Source organism: Vibrio sp. Sgm 5 (assembly GCF_026241575.1).
In the GTDB taxonomy this organism is placed as follows: domain Bacteria; phylum Pseudomonadota; class Gammaproteobacteria; order Enterobacterales; family Vibrionaceae; genus Vibrio; species Vibrio jasicida.
The window spans coordinates 37084-56312 of sequence record NZ_JAPHPY010000038.1 but is presented as its reverse complement, the minus strand read 5'-3'; the positions used below and the strand labels follow the sequence as shown (position 1 = coordinate 56312).

The 19229-nt window shown below is 44.7% G+C and carries 17 protein-coding genes; 11 read left to right on the top strand and 6 right to left on the bottom strand.

Features of this window, described 5'->3' with window-relative positions; all coding sequences use genetic code 11:
* Positions 1-102: 102 nt before the first annotated feature.
* Both znuB and znuC read right to left on the bottom strand, forming a co-directional pair.
* Complete coding sequence (znuB, locus tag OQJ86_RS18940) at positions 103-888, bottom strand: zinc ABC transporter permease subunit ZnuB (protein ID WP_265989199.1); 786 nt, start codon at positions 886-888, stop codon at positions 103-105.
* The gene (gene znuC / locus OQJ86_RS18935) at positions 881-1669 is read right to left on the bottom strand and encodes a zinc ABC transporter ATP-binding protein ZnuC (protein WP_265989197.1); all 789 of its coding nucleotides are present in this window, start codon (positions 1667-1669) and stop codon (positions 881-883) included. The genes znuB and znuC overlap by 8 nt, the downstream gene beginning before the upstream one ends.
* 78 nt (positions 1670-1747) lie before the next feature.
* Here znuC and znuA point away from each other — a divergent pair, with 78 nt between their 5' ends.
* The 5 genes from znuA (at position 1748) to OQJ86_RS18910 (ending at position 9708) form a co-directional block, all read left to right on the top strand.
* The gene (gene znuA, locus OQJ86_RS18930; protein ID WP_265989195.1) at positions 1748-2629 is read left to right on the top strand and encodes a zinc ABC transporter substrate-binding protein ZnuA; all 882 of its coding nucleotides are present in this window, start codon (positions 1748-1750) and stop codon (positions 2627-2629) included.
* Positions 2630-2840: 211 nt separating this feature from the next.
* Entirely contained in the window at positions 2841-6215 is a 3375-nt protein-coding gene (locus OQJ86_RS18925; RefSeq protein ID WP_198593889.1) for an AraC family transcriptional regulator, read from the top strand.
* A gap of 762 nt (positions 6216-6977) precedes the next feature.
* On the top strand, positions 6978-7205 hold the full coding sequence (locus OQJ86_RS18920) for a FeoA family protein (RefSeq protein ID WP_038879271.1): 228 nt from the start codon (positions 6978-6980) through the stop codon (positions 7203-7205).
* Positions 7205-9481, top strand: coding sequence for a Fe(2+) transporter permease subunit FeoB (feoB, locus tag OQJ86_RS18915; RefSeq protein WP_265989189.1), 2277 nt, complete (start codon positions 7205-7207; stop codon positions 9479-9481). Before OQJ86_RS18920 ends, feoB begins: the two co-directional genes overlap by 1 nt.
* On the top strand, positions 9478-9708 hold the full coding sequence (locus tag OQJ86_RS18910) for a FeoC-like transcriptional regulator (protein WP_038865666.1): 231 nt from the start codon (positions 9478-9480) through the stop codon (positions 9706-9708). The genes feoB and OQJ86_RS18910 overlap by 4 nt, the downstream gene beginning before the upstream one ends.
* Positions 9709-9799: 91 nt before the next feature.
* On the opposite strand, the gene OQJ86_RS18905 is transcribed toward OQJ86_RS18910, so the two are convergent.
* From OQJ86_RS18905 to argS, 3 genes are all read right to left on the bottom strand, one after another.
* Positions 9800-10321, bottom strand: a complete 522-nt coding sequence (locus tag OQJ86_RS18905; RefSeq protein WP_265989185.1) for a YqhA family protein — start codon at positions 10319-10321, stop codon at positions 9800-9802.
* Positions 10322-10471: 150 nt separating this feature from the next.
* On the bottom strand, positions 10472-10900 hold the full coding sequence (locus OQJ86_RS18900; RefSeq protein WP_038879276.1) for an HIT family protein: 429 nt from the start codon (positions 10898-10900) through the stop codon (positions 10472-10474).
* Between the two features lie 104 nt (positions 10901-11004).
* Positions 11005-12738 (bottom strand): arginine--tRNA ligase, encoded by a 1734-nt coding sequence (argS, locus tag OQJ86_RS18895; RefSeq protein ID WP_265989181.1) that lies wholly within the window; start codon positions 12736-12738, stop codon positions 11005-11007.
* Positions 12739-12958: 220 nt separating this feature from the next.
* On the opposite strand from argS, the gene OQJ86_RS18890 reads away from it, so the two are divergent.
* Complete coding sequence (locus OQJ86_RS18890; protein ID WP_265989179.1) at positions 12959-13558, top strand: VOC family protein; 600 nt, start codon at positions 12959-12961, stop codon at positions 13556-13558.
* 75 nt (positions 13559-13633) lie between these two features.
* On the opposite strand, the gene purU is transcribed toward OQJ86_RS18890, so the two are convergent.
* Complete coding sequence (purU, locus tag OQJ86_RS18885) at positions 13634-14467, bottom strand: formyltetrahydrofolate deformylase (protein WP_038865660.1); 834 nt, start codon at positions 14465-14467, stop codon at positions 13634-13636.
* Between the two features lie 217 nt (positions 14468-14684).
* On the opposite strand from purU, the gene OQJ86_RS18880 reads away from it, so the two are divergent.
* Genes OQJ86_RS18880 through OQJ86_RS18860 form a run of 5 tightly spaced genes read left to right on the top strand, consistent with a single transcriptional unit; the run spans position 14685 to position 19160 of the window.
* The gene (locus OQJ86_RS18880) at positions 14685-16610 is read left to right on the top strand and encodes an ATP-dependent DNA helicase (protein ID WP_265989177.1); all 1926 of its coding nucleotides are present in this window, start codon (positions 14685-14687) and stop codon (positions 16608-16610) included.
* A gap of 45 nt (positions 16611-16655) precedes the next feature.
* Positions 16656-17357: a tRNA (adenosine(37)-N6)-threonylcarbamoyltransferase complex dimerization subunit type 1 TsaB gene (tsaB, locus tag OQJ86_RS18875; RefSeq protein ID WP_038891806.1), complete on the top strand. Its 702-nt coding sequence runs from the start codon at positions 16656-16658 to the stop codon at positions 17355-17357.
* Between the two features lie 53 nt (positions 17358-17410).
* A complete protein-coding gene (locus OQJ86_RS18870; protein WP_005428720.1) occupies positions 17411-17716 on the top strand; it encodes a hypothetical protein in 306 nt (101 codons plus the stop codon).
* A gap of 25 nt (positions 17717-17741) precedes the next feature.
* Positions 17742-18299 carry a Slp family lipoprotein gene (locus OQJ86_RS18865; RefSeq protein ID WP_042606110.1) on the top strand — a complete coding sequence of 186 codons (558 nt, stop codon included), beginning with the start codon at positions 17742-17744 and terminating at the stop codon, positions 18297-18299.
* A 6-nt stretch (positions 18300-18305) separates the two neighbouring features.
* Positions 18306-19160 (top strand): alpha/beta fold hydrolase, encoded by an 855-nt coding sequence (locus OQJ86_RS18860; protein ID WP_265989172.1) that lies wholly within the window; start codon positions 18306-18308, stop codon positions 19158-19160.
* Positions 19161-19229: the final 69 nt, after the last annotated feature.

Sequence of the window (19229 nt, the reverse complement as noted above, 5' to 3'; positions counted from 1 at the left end):
CAGATCGCACACACGTGAAAGAGTTCAAAAAAAATCCCCAAACTACAAGCTTGGGGATTTGTGTATAAGAGACAGGCGATTTCGCAGGCTTTTCTTTTTGTCTTACGCTTTGCGCCTAATCAGTTGGCTAAGCATAAATAGGGATGTCGCGCTAATCACAACAGAAGGACCTGCGGGTGTATCGAAATGCCAAGACAGACTGAGTCCCATTAATACAGCAACAGAGCCAATGATTGAGGCGAAAAAGGCCATTTGTTCCGGCGATGAAGAGACTTTACGTGCGGTTGCTGCAGGGATGATCAATAGGGAAGTCATAATCAGTGCACCAACAAACTTCATACCTACTGCGATAACAATACCGACCATCAGCATTAATACTAAGCGCACTAAATCTGTATTTACGCCTTCGACAGCAGCTAACTCTTCACTTACGGTGCTCGATAACAATGGACGCCAGAAAAAGTACAAACATACACTTACAGCCACAACACCAGCGTAAATGAACATTAAGTCTTGTGGAGAAACGGCGAGTAAGTCACCAAATAGGTAGCTCATCAAGTCAATGCGAACATTATCCAAGAAGCTCACAGAAACTAAGCCGATGGAAAGGGCGCTATGAGCTAAAATACCAAGTAGGGTATCGGTGGCAACGAGTTGCTGTTTTTGTAGCGTTACGAGCAACACCGCAAGGGCTAAACAGCACACTAAAAGAGCCAGATACAAATTTACATTAAGCAGAAAGCCAAGGGCGAGTCCCATTAGGGAAGCATGCGCTAACGTATCACCAAAGTAAGCCATTTTCCGCCACACGACGAAAGAGCCTAATGGTCCTGCAATAATGGCAATACCAATGCCAGCAAGAATAGAAGGCAGTAAAAACTCAATCATGGTGGTGATGTCCGTGGTTATGTTGTGAGCAAGATGTCGCATCGCCTGTTACAGGAGAGCCAGCAAGATCGTGATGATGGTGTTCATGATCATGATGATAAAAAGCAAGTGATTCACGAGTCGCGTTGCCAAATAGAGCGATGTACGACGGATGCTGAGTAATCGTCGCTGGTGAGCCAGAGCAACAAACATGATGGTGCAAACATATGACATCATCCGTTTTCGCCATTACCAGATGCAGATCGTGCGATACCATGAATACACCACAATCGAAGCGATGACGAATGCTTTCGATTAAATCGTATAAGTCAATCTGACCTTGAATATCAACGCCTTGGGCTGGTTCATCAAGCACTAAGAGTTCTGGTCGCTGGAGTAGAGCACGAGCGAGCAATACCCGCTGGTTCTCACCACCAGACAAGCGATGCATATTGCTATTTAGTAAGTGTTCCGCTCCAACTAATCTCAAAGCATCTAGGCATTCTTGTTTGCTGTATTTCCCAGCAAGATTAAGGAATCGAACGACATTGAGAGGCAGAGAATCGTTGAGTTTCAGTTTCTGAGGAACATATCCAATCTTCAGCTTTCGTTTGCTCGTAAGTTTGCCACTTGTCGGTTTTTGTAACCCTAAAATGACTCGAACTAAAGTGGATTTTCCCGCTCCGTTGGGACCGATAAGAGTAGTGATTTTACCCTTTTCTAATTCCATGCTGATGTTATCAAGAACTCTACGACCATCGAATTCGACGCACAGCTGTTCAAGACGGACTAATGAAGACATGAATGAAACTCATTTGCAAACTGATAATGTTATAATGTAACATTATCTCACTTTCAACGCCATATCCCAAGTAAAACTATGAAAAGAGCACTAATTCTTGCTGCTTCAGCAATACTAACTTTACCTGCACACGCAGTGACCGTGTTAACCAGCATCAAACCTATTCAAATGATCACAACTGAGCTAACGGAAGGTGTAACAACACCGGATGTGTTACTTCAGAATAATGCCTCTCCTCATGATTATGCTTTGCGTCCTTCGGATGTCAAAAAAGCGGCTGCGGCTGATCTTGTTATTTGGTATGGGCATGATTTAGAACCCTTCCTTGAAAAAGTGGTAGCAGACAAAGACAACACGCTTACCGTAAGTAAAATTCCAGACCTTAAATTGCGTGAATTTGGTAGCGAGCATGCTCACGACCATGATGGGCACGATCACGGTACCCATGATCCTCATTTTTGGCTTGGTATTGAAACCGTTCAACAAGTCGCTAACGCGATCGCCCATAAACTCGCTGAAATCGACCCTGCTAATGCCGGCACTTATGCAGCAAACCTGAAAAAATTTGATGAACATCTGAAAACGACAGACGCAGAAATTAAGCAAGAGCTTACGCCAGTTAAAGATAAGGGGTATTTTGTTTTCCATGATGCCTATGGTTACTTTGAAGAGCGTTATGGGCTAAACCAAATAGGCCACTTTACTGTCTCTCCTGATCGCAAGCCTGGCGCAAAAACATTGATTCATATCCGTAAAACACTAGGGACGGGCGATGTAGCATGTGTCTTTTCTGAGCCACAGTTTACTCCTGCAGTGATCGAAAGTGTTATGCGTGGTAATGATGTGAACACTGGCGTACTTGATCCGCTAGGCAGTGAAATTGATGTACAGTCAGGCAGTTACTTTGCATTTCTGAAACAAATGTCGAATAGCTTTAGTCAATGTTTGAGCGAAAAGTAACAAATGTGTTGTTACTCCTTACACTGAATTCGTTTTTAACGTGATCCAACAGTAAGAATTGCAACCTTTGGCGCAGTGAGTCTTTCCTATTAAAGGATTTGAAGTATCATTATCAATAATTAGCGGCTCGAAATAACCATATTGACACTTAGCTATGGAAGGCATGAGTGTACAAGAGCACGCACGTATTGATACATGTAAGGATTTCAACTTGCTGCGCCCATTAGCCCTATTTTTTGGGTTTTTTATCCTCTCATTTCAAGCGTTTGCTTCAAGTGAAGCGAATGCGATCTTCTACCCTTTGCCAAATCAGGTTAAGGGCACTTTTATTGCGGCGAAAAAATTGTTTCCTGGTGAACAGGGCGGGCTATGGATCCATGATGTTCACGGCAGAGTATTGTTCTATGACGGTCAAACGACGCTTCCCAAATCAGGCAGTTTCCTGCCAGCGAGAGAAGAACAATTAGCCTATCACAAAGGGTCATTTTGGACGTTTGTTGAAAATGAAGTTTATCAAACCTACCCAAATCGAGATCGTCGGCTAGTCTTTAGCCTCAATCCAGGCTCCCAAATACGTAAAATTGGTTCTTCGGGTCAATATATTTGGGTCAGTGATGGTGCGCATTTCTATACGTATAACATCGACACCAGCGAGCTGAATTCCTTCTCATTGCTCCAGCTTTATCAGCACAGCAACAATAGTTATGTATACATCAACGATGCCATATTTGTTGAAACAAAATGGGCCTTGGCGACGACATCAGGTGTCTATCTTTCTGAAGGCAATTCGTTTAACCACGTCGTTTCCTCAGGTAAGCACTACATAGAAAAAGTCTATTATTCGCATACTCGAAGGGAAATACTCATCGGAACGTTGAAAGGTGCGCTGATTTTCAATATTTACGAGCCTAACAAACCCGTGATCAGAATCGGAGCCTCCCATGTTTTGACGTTTGCAGAGACGAACCAAGAGTATTGGGTTGGTACGGAACAAGGGTTATATCTGTACTCTTTTTTGACTGGTGCTGTGACTCAGGTGACGCCTGCAAGTTTCTTGGAGATCGAATTAGCGAGTACCAAAATTTACTCTTTGTTGAACGATAATATGGGAGGAATGTGGATCGCGACGAATCAAGGGATTCGCTATTACTCACTATTCAGCAAAAAGTTTGAACGTATTACTTTCAGCAGTTATGACTCACAAACACTTTCTGGCCGTATTCGACAGACATTAACTGGCCCAGATGGCGTGTTATGGTTTGTCGATGACCACAACTTATATCGTTCTGGCTCTAAAGGTGTCATGAAAGTGATGAATTTAGCATCACAAATCAATGAGTTTGCTTTCCAAGGCGACAGATTATGGCTGGCGACGTCTTCAGGATTAGAGATCTACAATTTAAATGATTTAGAACGTGTTAGTTATCCCTATTTAAGGGTTATGGCTGGTCGACCTATCGATCATATCGTTGCTGATGGTTCAACAAGACTGTGGGCTTCAAGTGGGTATCAATTATTTAATATTGATGTTTCTAGCCAAGAAGTTAGGAACTTTGGTAGTGATTGGTTAGTCAGCCAATACCTACCTGCTAAGATCACCCGTCTCTACGACAAAGAAGAACTGTTATTGATTGGTACTGACCACGGTGTGTACGAGTACGATGGAGAACGAATCCGATTCAACCGTTTCTCAGAAAAATACGGTGAATCCTTAGACATGATTACAGCAATCGATGGTTCTCAGTGGTTTGCCTCTGCATACGGCGTGTTTAAAACGATGCCAGGTAGTGATTCAAAGCAAGTCATGGAAATGAGTGTTTCCAACTCTCGTCCTGCATGTATGATCAGTGACTCTGAAGGCGTCTGGCTCGCATCGTCTGTTGGCCTGAGTTATTACCATTTGTCTGGTCAGTTAATGAAACATTATTCCTCTTCATCCGGCTTGATAAATAATGAGTTCTTGCCTGGTGTATGTAATACGATCAGGCGTGCTGAGGATAGTGACCGCCAACTTATCTTTGGTTCGCAATATGGGTTGGTCAAGGCTGATGCTTCTAAGCTTCTGGTGTCTAATACGCCAGAATCCAAGCTTATTGTTAGCCAAGTCATGTTAGAAAATGATGTGGTTCAAGTCGGAAGCGCCGATCTTTTGGAGATGAAGCTACCGTATGGGTCTTCTTTAAGTTTCCTTTTTGGTGTCATGCCTAAACCTGACAATCAGAATTTGTATTATCGCTTGCACGAAAATGAGAAGTGGCAAACTTTAGAAGGTGGGCAACTGACTCTAGAGCACCTGAATTCAGGAGAGTATCACTTACAAGTGAGCAATGACTCACAATTAGCCTCTGGAATGATAGGGCTTGATTCGAAATTTACTGTCTTGGAACCGTGGTATTTATCTAAACTCGCGATCACGGGTTTTACCATGGTGGTTATTGTCATTCTTGCTTTGATTATTTACTGGCGTTCTCGCTATGTACTACAGGCCAACCGTGACCTCGCTGCTCAAGTTACATTGAAAACAAACCAATTACGCCATCAAAGTCGTGTATTACTCACCAGTAATCAGCAGTTGAGAAAGCAAATACAGGTAAGAAACTTATTAGTCGACCATGTTGCCCAATCGATTAAGACAAGCGTCGATTCCATTGCCAATAGGTTGCCTATAGATCTGGACTCAGCAACCCAAGACCATCTTTCGAAAACCTACTGGCAACTTAACGAATTAAAGAGTTCGCCAGAAGATAGCAGCGGTGGCAGCCAAAATTACAACCTAAGCCAAATAACGCAGTCTGTCGTTGACGTATGGCGAGAGGATTTCTCGAAAGCTGGCATTGTTGTCGAGTTGGAAGATGCTAATAAATCCAGTCGAATCGCACTTGAGAGTTTTAATCTCGATGTTATCTTCAATAGCATCTTTGCTAATGCGATAAAGCGTTCATTCCGAGGTCAGTCAGTTAAGCTGGTCTTAGAGGAGGGAAATGACATTGTTTCGCTCAGCTTTATCGATTACGGAACTCAACTGCCTAGTAAAGTGTCGACGATGCGTCCTTCTAATACTACAAATGTAGACTTAAGTATGGACAACCTGCCTCAACTGGTATCGGTGAGTGGAGGACATTTATCAATGTTCGCCTCTGATGCTCAGAATAAAATCGAAATCACTTGGCCATGTGCGCAAGAGCTGAGCCATGTTGAGGAATCATTACCGGAATTTACCCAATCAGAACCAATATCGGAGAAAGTGTCACCGGAGCAAGAGTGGCTGATGAAAGTTTATCAATTAGTTGCAGAAAATTATCATGATGCGGAATTCGGTACCGCCTCTGCGGCGAAGTTGCTGTTTATGTCTGAACGTAGCTTACAGCGTCGTTTCAAATCCGCGTCATCGAGAACTTTCAAAGATTATCTTACAGAGGTGCGCTTAGAAACAGCATGTGAGCAACTATTAGCGGGTGAAAAAATCAGTGAGGTTGCATTTAATTGCGGCTTTAATGACCCTTCCTACTTCAGTCAAAAGTTTAAGCACCACTTCGGTTTACCTCCGTCTAAGTTTGCTATGACGCAAGAGAATCAAGTTAGCTAGATTCATTAGCTTTTGATGCTCTGCTATTAAATTGTTAAGCCCAGCTCGTTTTGATGCTGGGCTTTTTATTACGCCAAGCATCGAATCAACTTGGTTTGACGCGGCTTGTTAGAGGCATGCTTTGAGATGCGAGCTATGACTATTTATCACATGATCTTTTGGTTGTGTGGGGTTGAGCGTGCTCGAGGTAGTGCAATTAAGTTCGGGAAACTAACAGTGAACAATGGAGTGTTGATGTATTGAGTATTAAGGGGAGTAAAGCGTTAAGTGGATAAAGAAAGAGAAGAAAAAAAATATCGTGGTATAGCCGGGGGGACTATACCACGGGTGTCAATGACACCTTCGCTTGCTGCCGGAGTGACATGTTGCCATGCCACCTCTGGAATTCTTTTGAGTGGCTGTTGCCTCTCGATGGGTTAACTATACGAGACCTTACTTATTTTTCTTATAAAAATAACGACAGGTTAATGTGAGAAAAGCGACAAAATGCCAATTTGAACCTAAGTCTTTGTTTTTGTTTGTTATTTTATTTAATTAGTATTGGTTTGTTGCGATTGTGTTAATTGCTGTGTTGCTGAAAATATTCAATTTTGACGAAAATGACGAGAGATTGATTAACGGAGTTGACGTTGTACTTCGTCAAAAGCATTAATGAAATCTTTGATTTCACACAATGAATGCAAGGGAATGGCGGAGTATCATCTGCTTCCTGTATACTATTAATAATAATATTTCTCATTAGCACTACCCTTAAGGGCCATTATGAAGTTATCAGAGATTAAACCCGGCGAAACGGTGACTATTCGTTTATTGGAAGGTCTTACATCGGATGTCAGAAAAAAGCTTATGGTGATGGGTTTGCTTCCCAATACTGAAGTGAAAGTCATTCGACGAGCTCCAATGGGTGACCCACTGCAAGTAGAAGTACGTGGTGTTTCTGTGGCACTACGAGAAGCTATTGCTCAAAGCATCGAAGTGGAGCGCGTATAATGCAATACCAAATTCTTACAGTCGGTAACCCAAACAGCGGTAAAACGACGCTTTTTAATGGTCTTACTGGTGCAAAGCAGCAAGTAGGTAACTGGGCAGGTGTCACCGTCGAGAAGAAAACCGGTCAGTTCAAACATGCCGGTGACGACTTTGCTTTAACTGACCTGCCGGGCATTTACTCTTTAGACAGTGGTAATGACAGCAACAGTATTGATGAATCCATTGCCTCTCGTGCGGTTCTAACTCACCCTGCTGACTTAATCATTAACGTTGTTGACGCAACCAGTCTTGAACGTAGCTTATATATGACGCTACAACTGCGCGAACTTGGTCGCCCGATGATTGTTGTGTTGAACAAGATGGACGCGCTTAAGCGTGAGCGCCAAATCATCAACGTTGCAGAACTCGAAAAAACGTTGGGTTGCCCGGTAGTTAGCCTGTCAGCGACAAACAAAGCACAAGTAGCAGAATTTAAAGAGAAGCTGCACAAGTCTGTGGTTCAAGGTGTCGCGTTAAAAGAAGTCGCTTTGAACTACGGCGAACAAATGGAAGCGGCGATCGGCAAAGTTTCGGCTCTTTTCAATGATCAAACTGTTTCTCACCGAGCATTGGCGATTCGCGCACTAGAAAAAGATGCACTGGTTCTTAATAGCATGTCGGATGCAGACCGCAATAGTGTTGAAAATACGATTGCCGAGCTAGATCTTGATGTTGACCTGCATGTGGCTGACACCAAATACACACATCTTCACGAAGAGTGTAAGAAAGTACGCCGTAGCGAAGGTAAGCTAAGCCGCAGCGTGACTGAAAAGCTAGACCAATTCATTTTGAACAAGTGGGTGGGCATCCCATTCTTCTTCGTTGTGATGTACCTAATGTTCATGTTCTCTATCAACATTGGTAGTGCGTTCATCGACTTCTTCGATATCGGTGTTGGTGCTCTGTTGGTTGATGGTGGTCACCACTTGTTAGACGGTCATTTGCCTGTGTGGTTAGTGACGGTTCTTGCTGATGGTATCGGTGGTGGTATCCAGACGGTTGCAACCTTCATTCCGGTTATCGCTTGTTTGTACCTGTTCCTAGCGGTACTTGAGAGCTCAGGTTACATGGCTCGTGCAGCATTCGTATTAGACAAAGTGATGCAGAAGATCGGTCTACCGGGCAAAGCATTTGTACCGTTGGTTCTTGGTTTTGGCTGTAACGTTCCGTCAATCATGGCAACTCGTACTCTAGACCAAGAACGTGAGCGTAAACTGGCTGCATCTATGGCGCCATTTATGTCATGTGGTGCTCGTCTGCCTGTATACGCGTTATTCGCTGCGGCATTCTTCCCAGGTTCTGGTCAGAACATTGTATTCGCACTTTACCTACTTGGTATTGTGGCAGCGATCTTCACGGGTCTTTTCCTTAAGCACACGCTTTACCCAGGTAGCAGTGACAGCCTAGTAATGGAAATGCCTGATTACGAGCTTCCGACGCTACAAAACGTGGTGATCAAAACTTGGCAAAAGCTAAAGCGCTTTGTACTTGGTGCAGGTAAAACCATCGTTATCGTTGTTGCTATTCTGAGTTTCTTCAACTCATTGGGTACTGATGGCAGCTTTGGTAACGAAGACAGCGAAAACTCTGTGCTTTCTAAAGCAGCGCAAGTTGTGACTCCAGTATTCGCGCCAATCGGTGTTCAAGAAGACAACTGGCCGGCGACGGTAGGTATCATTACCGGTATCTTCGCAAAAGAGGCGGTAGTTGGTACGCTGAACAGTCTATACACTACGCCAAGCGACGGTGAAGACGCAGAATTTGATCTAATGGGCAGCCTAGAAGAGGCAGTAATGAGTATCCCAGAAAACCTAGCCGGTTTGAGCTACTCAGATCCACTAGGTATTGAAGTGGGTGACTTAACTGACTCAAATGCGGTTGCAGAAGAACAAGAAGTCGATGCTTCTATCTTCGGTAACATCAAATCGCAGTTTGCTTCTGGCAATGCAGCGTTTGCTTACCTAATCTTTATCTTACTGTACACACCATGTGTTGCAGCAATGGGTGCTTACGTACGTGAGTTTGGCCATAAGTTCGCTCGATTTATAGCAGTATGGACAATGGGACTGGCTTACCTATGTGCGACGTTTTACAACCAACTGACACATTTCGCAGATAGCCCAGTGACCAGTGGTATTTGGATTGCGGTAATTGTAGCAATCTTCTTTGGTACATACCGTGTGTTCAAACGAGTTGGTAAGAAGCAAAACGGTGCATTAGAGGCGCAAGTGGCATGATTTTAAAAGAGCTTTATCAATACATTGCAGACAAAGGAATCGTCTCTCAATCAGATCTGGCTAAGCAGTTTGGGATGAGTGAAGATGGCGCCGACGCGATGTTAAGCGTGTGGATCAAGAAGGGAAAAATTAACCGTCTAGTCGACACCAATAAAGCTCATGATGTGACTCGAGTACGTTACTCAGTAACTAAGCAAGATGGTTTATCACTGACAGTGACCATGTAGCAATCAAAATTATCATGTAAAGACGACAAAGCCGCATCAGTAACGATGCGGCTTTTCTTTTGCTAGTTATTGTATTGTGAATACAGTGGAATCAATGTTCTTCAGAGTGTTTAGTCGCACCTAACCCGAGGAACTTCAACCCTAGACTTAAAACTAAAATCGAAATAGGTAAGGTCAAGATCGTCCAATTTAAGCTGTCGAAGTTAATCAGTACGAGCTCCAAGAACTTCACAAACAAAATCACAATGATGACTTCAGCCAAGATATTTTTCAGGTGGCCGATGTTTGGGGTTCTGATCCAATGTAAAACCGACTGTTCTTGTGTTTTCGCTTTAGCTTTGTTGGAAATAAATAGTGTGTAGATGCCGTGAGCAAAGATGAACAAAACTAGCGCAACAAGAAATGTATCCAGTGACTTGATCAAATAAGCGATCGCGATATCTGCTTTATCTAAATGTGCGAGTGCTTCCGGAGGTGTTTGATTAAGAATGAAGACTGCAAACGCCGAATAGGTTTTCGCTGCGCCCATAACAAAAAGCAAGAACGAAGGAGCCATAGAACAGATGATGGCGATCCAGCTGACGTATCGGAATGTGTTGAAGACTTGTTTCATGATGACCCTCTCTAATTGAGCTGGCAGTCTAAACAAGTTTGATTTAAGTGATAATCCCAGAAAAATGAGAAAGATTGTTACAAATATGCATTAATCTTCCTCTACTTATCTCGTGTGTATTCAAAGGCGGATGATTTTTACTCGCGGTGCTTATGCCTTTTGGAAAATAGAGCTCAGTGACAGTACGTTCTTAATGCGCCCAAGTAGCTCGTTTTGCTCTTCTTCTGTACGGAATTTACCTTTGGTGTTACCCCAAACCGGTCCAGGCCATGCGACGTCATCTTTGAAGCGAGCGATATGGTGAATGTGCAGCTGTGGCACCATATTACCTAGCGCACCAAGGTTTAACTTGTCTGGACGGAATGTGGCTTCCAGTGCTTGGCTTACCGCTTGAGACTCTAGCAAAAATTGTTGCTGTTCTTGCATTGGCAAGTGGTGAAGCTCTTTTAGGTTTGCACGTTTAGGTACCAAGATAACCCATGGCACGGCATTGTCTTTATGCAGAAGCGCCACACACAGTGGGAAGTGACCGATAACGGTGGTGTCTTTTGCCAGTTGAGGGTGCAGTTCAAAACTCATTATATTATCCGATTTGAATTGAATGACATCAGTATACGCCAGATAAAACAAAAGGTTGGCACTTTCACGCCAACCTTTCTAAATCATCTCGATTCTCGATTCGCTTACATGCGCTCTAGAGTATCGATACCTAGTAGAGACAGCCCCTGCTTGATAGTCTTCGCTGTTAGCGCTGCTAGTTTCAGACGGCTTTGTTTCACTGCTTCGTCTTCTGCAACTAGGATAGGGCACGCTTCGTAGAAGCTAGAGAACTGACCTGCTAATTCGAATAGGTAGCTACACATGATGTGTGGTTGACCTTCGCGAGCAACAGATTGAACCGCTTCTTCGAACTGCATAAGTTTTGCAATAAGCGCTTTTTCTTTCTCGTCAGTGATTTTGATTTCACCTTGTAGATCATCCATAGAAACGCCAGCTTTAGCGAATACAGATGCTACACGAGTGTAAGCGTATTGCATGTACGGTGCAGTGTTACCTTCGAACGCTAGCATGTTGTCCCAATCGAACACGTAGTCCGTTGTACGGTGCTTAGAAAGGTCTGCGTATTTAACCGCTGCCATTGCAACAGTATTTGCGATCGCTTTCTTCTCGTCTTCAGCTAGCTCAGGGTTCTTAGATTCGATCAGCTGTGCTGCACGAACTTCTGCTTCATCAAGAAGATCAGCAAGACGAACCGTACCGCCTGCACGAGTCTTGAATGGCTTACCATCTTTACCTAGCATCATACCAAACGCGTGGTGCTCAAGAGATACTGACTCTGGCACGTAACCCGCTTTACGAACGATAGTCCAAGCTTGCATTAGGTGTTGGTGCTGACGAGAGTCGATGAAGTAAAGTACGCGATCCGCGCCTAGTTCTTCGTAACGGTATTTCGCACATGCGATGTCCGTTGTTGTGTATAGGAAGCCGCCGTCGCGTTTCTGAACGATAACGCCCATCGCTTCGCCGTCTTTGTTCTTGAATTCTTCAAGGAACACAACTTGCGCGCCGTCATCTTCAACCGCAAGACCTTGTGCTTTAAGGTCTGCTACGATCTTAGGTAGCATGTCGTTGTACATGCTCTCGCCCATTACGTCATCACGAGATAGAGATACGTTTAGACGATCGTAGTTGCGTTGGTTTTGGATCATGGTAACGTCAACTAGCTTCTTCCACATTTCTGCGCAGAACTCGTCACCGCTTTGCAGTTTTACAACGTAGCCACGAGCTTTTACTGCAAACTCTTCGTCTTCATCGTACAGCTTTTTCGATTCACGGTAGAAACCTTCAAGATCCGCCAGTTCCATAGAAACTTCCCCAGACTCTTGTTGTACACGCTCAAGGTTTGCGATAAGCATACCGAACTGAGTACCCCAGTCACCGATGTGGTTCGCACGGATCACTTTGTGACCTAGGAACTCAAGAGTACGTACGACTGCATCACCGATGATGGTTGAACGTAGGTGACCAACGTGCATTTCTTTAGCAACGTTTGGTGCAGAGTAGTCAGCAACGATCGTTTGAGCTTCGTCTGCTGCAACGCCAAGACGTGAGTCAGCCAGTGCTGCTTCCGCTTGTTTTGCTAGGAACTCTTCGCTTAGGAAAATGTTGATGAAACCAGGACCAGCGATTTCTGTCTTGCTCGCAATACCATCTAGGTCTAGAACATCCAGTACTTTCTGTGCAAATTCTCGTGGGTTAGTACCCAGTTTTTTAGCAACGCCCATTACGCCGTTTGCTTGGTAGTCACCAAATTGTGGCTTTGCTGATTGGCGTACTGCCGCAGGGCTGCCTGCAGGTGCGCCAGCGGCTTCTAGAGCCTGAGATACTTTGTCATTAATAAGTGCTTGGATATTCACACGCGTTTCCTTCAATTCAAGGACGAAGAACTCGGCGAAGTAAGTGCCGAGTTCTGTTGGAGTTCACAAAAATGGGGCTAATGATAACAACTTTATTGCTTTTCATACAGAGAGGAATTGGGGAAATTTATACTTTTTCGATTGAATGGAAATGTGGCTTAGTTTGCGTTTACTATTGCGCTCAGAGTAATGAGATAAATCGCCCTATAAGAGAGCCACAATGACGACTCAACTAGTTGAAAAACGCCTAGCGCCTGAATTGATGATCCAAGATCTGGATGCATTTATGGCGAAGATTGAAGAGCTTGCATCCCTGTTAAAACTGGATCTGAGCTTTGCTCAAGCTGACCATATTGCGCTGCGTATTAATGATACTGAAACAGCGAAAGCCGCGCATGAAGCATGGAATCAATACGGTAAGGTGATTTCACAAGCGAAAATCAACGGTCGCCCAATTATTGTTATCGAATTCGACAAAGAGTTGGAAAGCCGTGGCTGGAAGATAGAGTGTTTGGAGCTACCATACCCAGCGGAAGGCAAAATCTACTCAACTGAAAGCTGGGAACATGTGGAGTTTGTGATTCCGTCTCATGCTGAAACCGCCGATGAGTTTTTAGCGGATTTGAAACACACTTATCCTGCGTTTGGTGCGCGTTTTGATGAGTTAGGAGAGCTGGGCGTGAAGATCAAACTATCGAGCCCAAAAGGGGAAGGCGAACGCTTGAACAACCCAACCGTGGCGTTTAAGTATCAAGGTATTTGTATCAAGCTGCACCCACATTCACTCAAGCGTATTGTGGAGTCAGAGCAGGCTGAATAAGTTAGCTTTTAACGATTAGAAAGAAGAAAGGGTTGCCCAATGAGCAACCCTTTCTTTTATTGAAATTCGATAAACTTAAAGAATAACCGTCTTATTGCCGTAAACAAAAACGTGATCATTGATCACTTTATTCAAAGCCTTGCTCAATACGTTCTTCTCGACATCGCGACCCGCTTGCGCCATATCTTGTGCGCTAAACGTGTGATCCACTGGAATAACGTCCTGCTTGATGATTGGGCCTTCATCCAAGTCATTCGTCACGAAGTGCGCTGTTGCACCGATGATCTTCACACCGCGGTCGTAAGCTTGTTGGTACGGTTTTGCGCCGATAAACGCGGGTAAGAAGCTGTGGTGGATATTGATGATCTTGTGACGGTATTTCTCTACGAAAGTTGGAGTGAGAACACGCATGTATTTCGCTAGCACAAGATAATCGGCATCGTATTGATCAATCACTTCAAGCATCTTCTGCTCGTGCTCTTCACGGCTAAGATCTTCGTGTGTCACGTGGTGATAAGGGATATCAAAACGTTCGGTCAGCGTTTGCAGTTTGTCGTAATTACCAACAACCGCAGCAATTTCAACATCTAAGCTGCCGTCATAAGTCTTCATCAGAATATCACCCAAACAGTGCGCTTCTTTCGTCACTAGGATAACGATGCGTTTGCGGCGAGAGCTGATCAACGTGCGCTTTGCTCCTTGCGGCAGTGCTTGATCTAAATCAGCGAGAAGCGTTTGATCGTTGAAGTATCCCTCCAACTCAGTTCTCATGAAAAAGTACCCACTGGTGTTATCAACAAATTCGTTATTATGAACGATATTCAGCTGATGCTTATAACAGATATTGGTGATTTTTGAGATTAGACCCGGTGCGTCGCTGCAATGAGTCAACAGTGTTTTCTTTTCCATAAATCAGATACTTCCATGCATTATTTTTCTAGCGTACGAATAAAATACTCACTTTAGAAGCGTGAATCGTACGGCAATCTGACTTCATAAATAATCTATTCTTGGCGTGGTTTCAACAAATTATCCGCATGATGCTAAAACCTAGTGCTTTTGTTGGCTGATGTTTACGCTCAACTCCTGATATACTCTCGACAATTTTTCCAACCAGATGTCAGGCATGATCGCAAAAACATTCTCCTCTGAGGGCGCGTTAGGTAAAGCCATTCCGGGCTTCCAAGCTCGCCAGCCACAAATTGATATGGCAGAAGCTGTCAGCAATGCGATCAAAGAACAAACTCAGTTGGTGGTTGAAGCGGGAACGGGGACCGGCAAAACCTTCGCTTACCTTGTGCCTGCGTTATTGAGTGGCAAGAAAGTCATCATCAGTACCGGGTCGAAGAACCTACAAGAACAGCTGTATCACCGTGATTTGCCTTTGATGGTGAATTCGCTGGGCTTCTATGGTCAAGTGGCACTTTTAAAAGGTCGTTCTAACTACCTTTGTTTGGATCGTTTAAGTCGTCAAATGGTCGAAAGCCATACGAATCAAGCTGACCCAACACTGCTTACCCAATTGGTTAAGGTTCGTAGTTGGTCGTCTGAAACTAAAACGGGTGACTTGGGTGATTGTGATGATCTGCCAGAAGACAGCATGATTATTCCGACGATTACGTCAACGAATGATAACTGTCTGGGTAAAGACTGTCCGAGCTACACCGATTGTTTCGTCTTGAAAGCACGTAAACGTGCGATGGATTCAGACATTGTTGTAGTCAACCACCACTTATTCCTTGCGGACCTTGCGATCAAAGAAACTGGCTTTGGTGAATTGATCCCAGAAGCTGACGTGTTCATCTTCGACGAAGCTCACCAGCTTCCAGACATTGCCAGCGAATACTTCGGACAATCGATCTCTAGCCGTCAAATCCAAGAGCTCGCCAAAGACATTGAGATTGCTTACCGCACTGAAGCAAAAGACATGCGTCAACTGCAAAAAGTCGGCGATAAGCTGATGCAAAGTGCGATGGATATGCGCATCGTGCTGGGTGAACCGGGCTTTCGTGGTAACTGGCGTGAAGCGATGCAATCTGAGTCCATTAAACGTGAATTGGTGCGTTTAACTGATAGCTTAGATCTGGCGATTGATGTGTTGAAACTGGCACTGGGTCGAAGCCAGTTGCTGGATACTGCGTTTGAACGTGCCAATCTAATAAAAGGTCGAATTGACCGTGTTTGCGATGTCGACATCACAGGTTATTCCTATTGGTTTGATACATCGCCACGTCATTTTGCTCTGCACATTACGCCGCTTTCGGTGGCGGATAAATTCCATGAGCAAATCGAAATCAAACAAGGCGCGTGGATTTTTACCTCAGCAACCCTAGCGGTATCGGGTGACTTTAAACACTTTACCGATCGTCTTGGATTGAAGCCGAAGCAGCAGTTTTCGTTGCCATCTCCGTTCGATTATGAGAAGCAAGCGCGCCTATGTGTACCTCGTTATCTACCAGAGCCAAACAGCCCTGGCTTAGCCGACAAACTGGTGCGAATGCTTGCGCCTGTGATTGAAGAAAACGATGGGCGTTGTTTCTTTCTGTGTACTTCGCACAGCATGATGCGTGAGCTTGGTGAACGCTTTCGTGAAGTGCTGGATTTGCCAGTGCTAATGCAAGGCGAAATGAGCAAACAAAAGACCCTTGCCGAGTTTATGGAGCTAGGTAATGCATTGCTGGTGGCGACGGGGGCATTCTGGGAGGGGATCGATGTTAGAGGTGATGCGCTGAGCTGTGTTATCATCGACAAATTACCGTTTACTGCCCCTGATGACCCGCTGCTCAAAGCCCGAATCGAAGATTGTCGATTACGTGGCGGTGAGCCGTTTGCAGAAGTGCAAATCCCAGATGCGGTTATCACGTTAAAGCAGGGTGTAGGACGTTTGATTCGAGACCAAAAAGACCATGGTGCCTTGATCATTTGCGACAACCGTTTGGTAACGCGTGATTACGGTGGCATCTTCCTCGGCAGTTTACCGCCAATCCCAAGAACACGGGATTTGGAACGAATCAAAACATTCCTAAAAACAGAACAACCTGCCGCAGATTAATACGCTGTGGCATCAATAAATTAAAGAAGAATTGTAGAGAGTTACATGAGCGCAAAAATTCTTGCTATCGATACGGCAACTGAAAACTGTTCAGTTGCGCTACTGGTTAATGACCAAGTGATTTCACGCAGTGAAGTGGCTCCTCGTGACCACACTAAGAAAGTGCTGCCTATGGTAGACGAAGTACTGAAAGAAGCGGGCTTGACTCTACAAGATTTAGACGCATTGGCGTTTGGTCGTGGTCCGGGCAGTTTTACTGGCGTTCGTATCGGGATTGGTATTGCACAAGGTTTAGCGTTTGGTGCTGATCTGCCAATGATCGGCGTTTCAACGCTGGCTGCGATGGCGCAAGCAAGCTACCGTCTACACGGCGCAACGGATGTAGCTGTTGCGATTGATGCACGCATGAGTGAAGTTTACTGGGCACGTTACACTCGCCAAGAAAACGGTGAATGGGCCGGTGTGGATGCAGAATGCGTTATTCCACCAGCGCGTCTAGCGGAAGAAGCGCAAGCAGACGACAAAACGTGGACTAAAGCGGGTACTGGTTGGGATGCTTACCAAGAAGATCTTGGCAAACTGCCATTCAACTTAACGAGCGGTGATGTGCTTTACCCTGATTCGCAAGACATCGTGATTCTTGCTGAGCAGGAGCTTAAGAAAGGCAACACAGTCCCAGTAGAAGAATCGAGCCCGGTTTATCTGCGTGATAATGTGACGTGGAAGAAACTTCCGGGTCGCGAATAATTCATCACTACTAGAATATACGGGGCGTTTGCCCTGTATTTTTATGGAACGTTATGGCGTCTATCAATGGTTTACCTCCTGCGTTAATACCGGGTGCAAATCGCACCAATAAAGTCGGTAAAAAAGGGCAGGTAAAGAAAACTCAAGATAAGCAGTCTGTTGGTCAACCTTCTAAGGTGGCGAACGCCGTCGCGCATTCCATTAAGCAAGTGGATGAGTCTCAGATTCATCGTGCTCAAGTGCAATACGATTTGCCTGAGGGTCATGCTCGCAAAGCAATGGAACAGTATATGGATGTCATGAATCGAGCGAAGAAAGAGGAACTTGCTCAGTTACTTGGTGTCGATATCTATGTGTAAAACAACAAATTTATAGTGGGGGTTTATGAAACTTTCTGGACGTATTTTTCTGGTTACTATCGCAGCATTCGGGCTTTCTGCCTGTAGCTCTCTTCCTGAAGAGTTGAATGCAAGCACCGAGCAGGTTCTGACGGATTACAAAACCTTTGCCGAAGACCAAGGACAGGCTGCTAACGATGTTCGCCTTGGTGGTGTTATCGCGAAAGTGGATAACTTGAAAGACCAAACGCGTCTTGAGATCGTAAACCTTCCAATCAGCAAATCTGGCAAGCCAGATATCGACCAAGAACCAACGGGTCGCTTTGCGGTGTATTTTGATGGTTACTTAGAGTCAGTTTCTTTTAGTAAAGGTCGAATCATTACCGTTGTTGGTAAAGGTTCGGGCGAAGAAGAAGGCAAAATTGGTGAGCACCAATACATCTTCCCAGTCATCAAAGGCGATGGCTACCGCTTATGGAAGATTGAAGAGCGCGTACGTATGTACGACACACCAACCTATTACTACCCTTGTTACTCTATTAACTGCCGCATGTGGCGAAATGACTTCCCGCAAGATGGCAAGGTGATCAAGAAGGTTAAATAATCTGTGATGAATGAGCGCCGTTTCGAACTCCCAAATGGGAGCATGGCTGCCTTAGAGATCGGAAACGAAAAAACGACTGCTTGTTCAGTCGTTTTTCTTCATGGGTGGATGGATAACGCGGGCAGCTTCAAAAGTTTGATGAATGCCACCCATCAGCGAAACCCTGACCTTCATTTATTGGCGATTGACCTATTTGGTCATGGCTTATCCAGTCATAAATCCTCGGACAATTACTACCCCTTCCACGACTACATTGCTGATTTACACCAACTATTGGATGAATTATCGCCAAACAGACTGATGTTAGTAGGGCATTCACTAGGCGCCTTAATCGCAAGTTGCTATAGTGCTGCCTTTCCTGAACAGGTCGAAGCGTTAGTGCAAATTGAAGGAGCGGGTCCACTCGCTGAACAACCTTCCAATAGTGTGAAACGACTGCGAGATGGTGTCCTTGGCCGACAACGTCAACGCAATAAACCGGAGCGAGCTATCGCTTCTTTCGATCTGGCGTTAAAGCTACGCATACAAGCGAATCACCTGACCGCCGAGCAGTTGATGCCAATCGTAAAGCGCGGAACTGAATGTCGTGAGAACCAGTGGTTTTGGCGACACGATGCCAAATTAAAGTGCGATACTCTTTATCGTATGGCACAGGACCACGCGAACTCGATCACCAGCCAAATACGCTGTCCGCACCTGATCATATTGGGTGACAAAGGATTTCAGCATTTACAGTCTAACCAAGTCGATTGGGGCGAAAATCCACCGAATGTGGTTTCTGTCGCGGGTGGGCACCATTGCCATTTAGAGCAAACACTCGAGGTCGCAAAGCGAATTCTTGGTGTAGTTAACAAAATTTAAACAAGTGTTTGAGAGTTACGTGCTCAAGCACGTTTGCTGTGCTGTAATAGTGTTCAAAATAAAAAGGAC